The 5,279-nt window shown below is 72.0% G+C and carries 5 protein-coding genes; 1 reads left to right on the top strand and 4 read right to left on the bottom strand.

What is annotated here, in order from left to right:
• Nucleotides 1-1,105, bottom strand: a 1,105-nt coding sequence (gene efeO, locus AXW62_RS35645; RefSeq protein ID WP_060948068.1) for an iron uptake system protein EfeO, incomplete at its 3' end; no start/stop codon positions are given.
• 473 nt (nt 1,106-1,578) lie between these two features.
• On the bottom strand, nt 1,579-2,436 hold the full coding sequence (gene map / locus AXW62_RS35640) for a type I methionyl aminopeptidase (RefSeq protein WP_030825594.1): 858 nt from the start codon (nt 2,434-2,436) through the stop codon (nt 1,579-1,581).
• 75 nt (nt 2,437-2,511) lie between these two features.
• On the opposite strand from map, the gene AXW62_RS35635 reads away from it, so the two are divergent.
• Nucleotides 2,512-2,736: a hypothetical protein gene (locus AXW62_RS35635; protein WP_060948067.1), complete on the top strand. Its 225-nt coding sequence runs from the start codon at nt 2,512-2,514 to the stop codon at nt 2,734-2,736.
• A 285-nt stretch (nt 2,737-3,021) separates the two neighbouring features.
• Here AXW62_RS35635 and AXW62_RS35630 read toward each other — a convergent pair whose 3' ends face one another.
• On the bottom strand, nt 3,022-4,332 hold the full coding sequence (locus tag AXW62_RS35630) for an MFS transporter (RefSeq protein ID WP_236257317.1): 1,311 nt from the start codon (nt 4,330-4,332) through the stop codon (nt 3,022-3,024).
• Between the two features lie 277 nt (nt 4,333-4,609).
• On the bottom strand, nt 4,610-5,215 hold the full coding sequence (locus AXW62_RS35625; protein WP_030825588.1) for a hypothetical protein: 606 nt from the start codon (nt 5,213-5,215) through the stop codon (nt 4,610-4,612).
• Between the last annotated feature and the right edge of the window lie 64 nt (nt 5,216-5,279).

Raw genomic sequence — 5,279 nt, 5'->3', positions numbered from 1 at the left:
GGGAGAGCGGCTCGGCCAGCGCGTTGACCGCGTCGGACAGCTCCTTGCGCCGGGATTGGGAGACGGTGTCGTACGACACGAAGCCGTCGCCCTCGCGGTACCGGTCCAGCAGCTTGGCGACGGCCGCGAACTCCTTGTCGAGCTGCTTGACCAGCCCGGGGTCGTTCTTGGACACCACCGGCTTGAGCAGCTTGTACGAGGTCTCGGCGCCCTCGACGTTGCCCTTGAAGTCCACCAGGTCGGTGTGGCTGTAGCGCTCTTCCTCACCGGTGACCTTGCCGGTCTGCACCTCGTCCAGCAGCTCCTTGGCGCCGTTGGCCATGCCGGTGGGGGTGATGTCGGCGGTGCCGACGCGCTTCTGCCAGTCCTTCAGGTCCGCGACGAGCCGGTCGGCGAGGTCGTGGTCGGCCGCGGTGATCTTCTTCGTCTGCCACAGCGACTTCTCCAGCCGGTGCCAGCCGGTCCACTTCTGGCCCTTCTCCAGCCCGTCCTCGCGCACATCGACCTTGGGGTCGATGTCGCCGAAGGACTCGGCGACCGGCTCGGTGCGCTCCCAGCCGACGCGGGAGGGGGCGTACGCCTTCCTGGCGGCCTCGATGTCGTCCTTCTTGACGGCGTCGGCGAACGCCCGGACCTTGGGCAGCGTCTCGTCGGCCTGCCGCTGGACGTACGTCCGGTACTCGGCCACCGCCTTGTCCAGCTTCGGATCGCGCGGGGGCAGCTTGCCCTTGCCGGTGGCGGAGACCTTCTGCCGGATGCCGTGGCCCTTCATCCCGGGCTTGCAGGCGATCTCGTACGAACCGGCCTTGATCTCGGCGTTGATCGAGGCGCGGGTGCCGGGGCCGATGTTCTCCCGCTCGGTGACGATCCGGTCGCCCGGGGCGTAGACGTAGACCTCGGTGACCTTGGAGCCCTTGTTCTCCACCGCGAGCTTCACATGCCCGGCGGGGAAGGAGGTCCTGGAGACCTCGCACGCGCTGTCGGAGGCGGTGACCTGGACGGCGTCCGCGTCCTTGGCGTCGGACTTCTGGGCGCAGCCGGCGACGGCGGTGATCGTCGCCAGCGCCGAGATCGCGGCGGCGACGGGGGTGCGAGCGGCTCGCATACGGGCTCCAGACAGAATCAGGACCGGACGGACGTCAGACAGCCGAAATAAGGCAGACCTAACTTAACTGAGCCTTACCTGTACGGATTCCGTCTCATGTCAAGAATTGCCCTGCGAAGGGCAAAGGATTCGCCAAGTTGGCTGGTCTTGTGCGCTTGGCGGCCGAGGGGTGTGTGATGAACGCCTCCTCTGACCCTCTTGGGGACGGGGCTGGCATAGGGGGACGAAGCTGGGTGTCTCGGGGGCGGGGCGCTTCGCCGCGGCGGTGCGCTTTGCCGCGGCGGTGCGCTTCGCTGCGGCGGTGCGCCGCGAACCGGCGTCCGTACCGCCGCCTGTGAACCAGCCCCCCACGAACCAGCTCCCCACGAACCAGCCCTCCACCCACCCTCGGCGAAAGACACTTGAGCAAGCGGGCTGCCGGGTTACGGCAGGGTCAGGAGCTCCGGGTTACGGCAGGGTCAGGACCTGCCGGGCTACGGCAGGGTCAGGATCTCCGCCCCGGTCTCCGTCACCACCAGCGTGTGCTCGAACTGCGCCGTCCGCTTGCGGTCCTTGGTGACCACGGTCCAGCCGTCCTCCCACAGGTCGTACTCATAGGTGCCGAGCGTCAGCATCGGCTCGATGGTGAAGGTCATCCCCGGCTTGATCTCGGTGGTGTGGTGCGGGCTGTCGTAGTGCGGCACGATCAGGCCGGAGTGGAAGGACGTGTTGATGCCGTGGCCCGTGAAGTCACGGACCACGCCGTAGCCGAAGCGCTTGGCGTACGACTCGATGACCCGGCCGATGATGTTGATCCGGCGGCCCGGTTTGACGGCCTTGATCGCCCGGTTGAGGGACTCACGGGTGCGCTCCACGAGCAGCCGCGACTCCTCGTCCACCTCGCCGCACAGATAGGTGGCGTTGTTGTCCCCGTGCACTCCGCCGATGTAGGCGGTGACGTCGAGGTTCACGATGTCGCCGTCCTTGAGGACGGTGGTGTCCGGGATGCCGTGGCAGATGACCTCGTTGACCGAGGTGCACAGCGACTTGGGGAAGCCCCGGTAGCCCAGCGTCGAGGGGTAGGCGCCGTGGTCGCACATGTACTCGTGGGCGACCCGGTCCAGCTCGTCCGTGGTGACCCCCGGCGCGATCAGCTTGGCGGCCTCCTCCATCGCCCGCGCGGCGATCCGCCCCGCGATCCGCATGCGCTCGATCGTCTCGGCGTCCTGGACCTCGGGCCCGGAATAGGGGGTCGGGCCGTCCTTCCCGACGTACTCCGGACGCGCGATCGAGGCGGGGACGGGGCGGGTGGGGGAGAGCTTCCCCGGGACTAGAAGCGACTGGCCAGACATATCAGCGAGTGTATCGGCGGCGCATGGGGCAGCATGGCCGCAAAAGGGAGTACGAGCGGGAAGGGCGAGGCCGCGATGGCGCTGTTCAGGAGAGGGGCCGCCGGCAAGCCCGGCGAGTGGTACTACTGCATCAAGCACCAGAAGGTCGAGGAAGGCCCGGAGTGCCGGGCCGCCGACCGCCTCGGACCCTACGCCTCCCCGGCGGAGGCCGCCCGCGCGGTGGAGACGGTGCGCGAGCGCGACGAGGAGTGGCGGAACGACCCCCGCTGGCGGGACGACGAACCCCCGGCGGCGGGCTGAGCCGAGGCGGAGCCCCGTCCGCGGGACCGTTGACCGCCCCCACTGCGGCCCGGGCGGTGAGCGAACCGCCGTCGCCCGGGAGGCCGCAGGGCGGTGGGATTCCCGGGCCTTTGTCATGCGGGAGATCCGGGCCGTGAGGCATCCTGGACCGCCCTTCCCTCGGAGCCTCTCCGGGCCGCTCCCGCCCGTGAGATTCCCCGCGCCGTGAGATTCCCCGAGCCGCGGTCGCCCGGGAGGCCCCGGGCCCGGAGCCGGATGGTGCGCGGGGGCCTTCCCGGCGGGGTCTCAGGCCGGGGCGGGGCGGGACTCGCGGGCCCGGCGGGCGTGTTCGTCCGTGCGGGCGTCGTAGGACATCAGCCGGGGCAGCGCCAGCGCCAGGAGGCCGACCGAGGCCACGCAGGCCAGCCCGCCGGACCACACCGAAGCGCGTACGCCCACCCATCCGGCCATGGACCCGGCCCGGACCTGGCCCAGCTGGGGCCCGGTCGCATAGGAGAGCAGCTCGATACCGGCCAGCCGGCCCCGCAGCTTCTCGGGGATCGTCTGGTTCCACAGCGTCGAGCGGAACAGCCCGCTGATCATGTCCCCGCCGCCCGCCACCGCCAGGCACAGCAGCACCAGCCAGACGTTGGACAGCCGGCCGGCCGCCGCCATGGCCAGGCCCCAGACCGCCGCGCCCGCGACCACCATCCGGCCGTGGCGGTGGATCCGGGCGGTCCAGCCGCTGGTCAGGCTCACCACCACCGATCCGGCCGACCCGGCCGCGTACATCAGGCCGAGCGCCCAGGGGGCGTCCAGATCGTCGGCGAGGAAGGGGAAGATCGCGTTCGGGAAGGCGAAGAACATGGCGGCCATGTCCACCGCGTAGGTGCCCAGCAGTTCCTTGCGCCGCCACGCGTAGCGCGCTCCTTCGCCGATCGCGCGCAGTGACGGCGGTTCCGCGTCGTGCGCGGGCGGGGCGGGGGTCAGCCCGAGGGCCAGGAGCCCGGAGGCGAGGAAGGTCAGCAGATCGAGGCCGTACGCGAGCGGCAGACCGGCGTACGCGACGACCACCCCGGCGAGCGAGGGCCCCATGATGGCGGACAGCTGCCAGCGCAGCGAGTTGAGCGCGGCGGCCGCGGTCAGCTGGTCGTGCGGGACGATACGGGCCACCACCGAGTCGATGGCGGGGCGCTGCAACCCGGTCAGCGCACTGGTCAGGGCGGCCACGACATACAGCGGCCACAGCATGGGGTCCGGCAGCAGGCTGTTGACCAGCAGCAGCGCGGAGAGCAGACCGAGCCCGGCCTCGGTGAGCAGGATGAGCCGCCGGCGGTCGACGGCGTCGGCGAGCGCGCCCCCGTACAGTCCGAAGACGATCAGGGGCACCAGTTCGACCGCCCCGATCGCGCCGACCGCCGCGGCGGAGCCCGTCAACTCCTTGATCTGCAGCGGCAGCGCCACGATCGTCAGGAAGCTGCCGAAGGCGGTCACCAGCCCCGCGGTCCACAGCAGCCGGAAGTCGCGGGAGGAGCGCCAGGGGGCGAGATCGGGCAGCAGCCTGCGGGACCGCGGCGCGGGACGCGCTGCCGGGTCGTCCTGGTCGGTCAGGGTCACGAAGGGACATGCTCCGGGCCGTACTCCGTGCCCAGCAACCGAATTACGGCCCGCGGGGGTGCCGCGACCGGAGGACCGGCGACGCGTCGTCAGTGGTGGTCGGGCGGGCGTGCGTCGTCAGTGGTGGTCCGGCGGGTGCGCGTCGTCAGTGGTGGTCGGGCGGGCGCGCGCCGTCAGTGGTGGTCGGGCAGGCGCGCCCCGTCACTGATGGTTTGGCGGGCGCGCCGCCACTGGTGGCCGCCGGGGCGCCAGCCGTGCTCGGTGGGCGGGAACTCCCTCACCAGTGGTCCGGTGGAGGCGCCGTCAGGTGCTCGGCCAGCCGGGCCAGCCGGTCCTGGAAGCGGCGGCGGCCGGGGCGCGGCAGGCTGTTCTCCCCGGCGGCCGCGCTGACCAGGTGCTGGACGGTGTCGAGGTCAGGGTCCCCGCCCCCGGGGGCGGACAGGCCGTCATGGGCCAGGGCCCGCAACTCGGTGTCGCCGGCGTCGAGGGCGAGCACGGTCGCCCCGCCCCGGCGGGCGTCGTTGACCCGCTCCAGCAGCCCGGCCCCGGGGGCGCCCGGCGCGACCACCAGCAGGGTCTCACCACGCCCCGCGCTCTCCAGCCGCCCCAGCCCGACCGCCAGGTGCGCGGGGACGGCGCCGCCCTCCGGCACCCGGTGGCGGACGAGCGTGGGGGACAGCTCGGGCAGTCCGGACCAGGCCGCCTCGTCGTCCAGATGCGCGGCCAGATGCCATGGTTCGTACTCCTCGCTGCCGACCAGCAGCAGCCCGCCCTCGCGCCGTCCGACCGAGGCCCGTAGCGAGCCCGCGAAACGGCGGGTGGCCCGAAGCCATTCGGTTCCGGCGAGGACCTCGCGCAGCAGCGCGACCCTAACGGCGTCCATGGCATCCGCATCCTGCCCCGGCCCGCGCCCCGGCGGGTCCGGTACGGCCCCGGCTCACTCCATC

It is taken from the genome of Streptomyces hygroscopicus subsp. hygroscopicus (assembly GCF_001553455.1).
GTDB classification, from domain to species: Bacteria; Actinomycetota; Actinomycetes; order Streptomycetales; family Streptomycetaceae; genus Streptomyces; species Streptomyces hygroscopicus.
The sequence above is the reverse complement of the archived record's forward strand: the minus strand, read 5'-3'. Positions and strand labels throughout refer to the sequence as shown.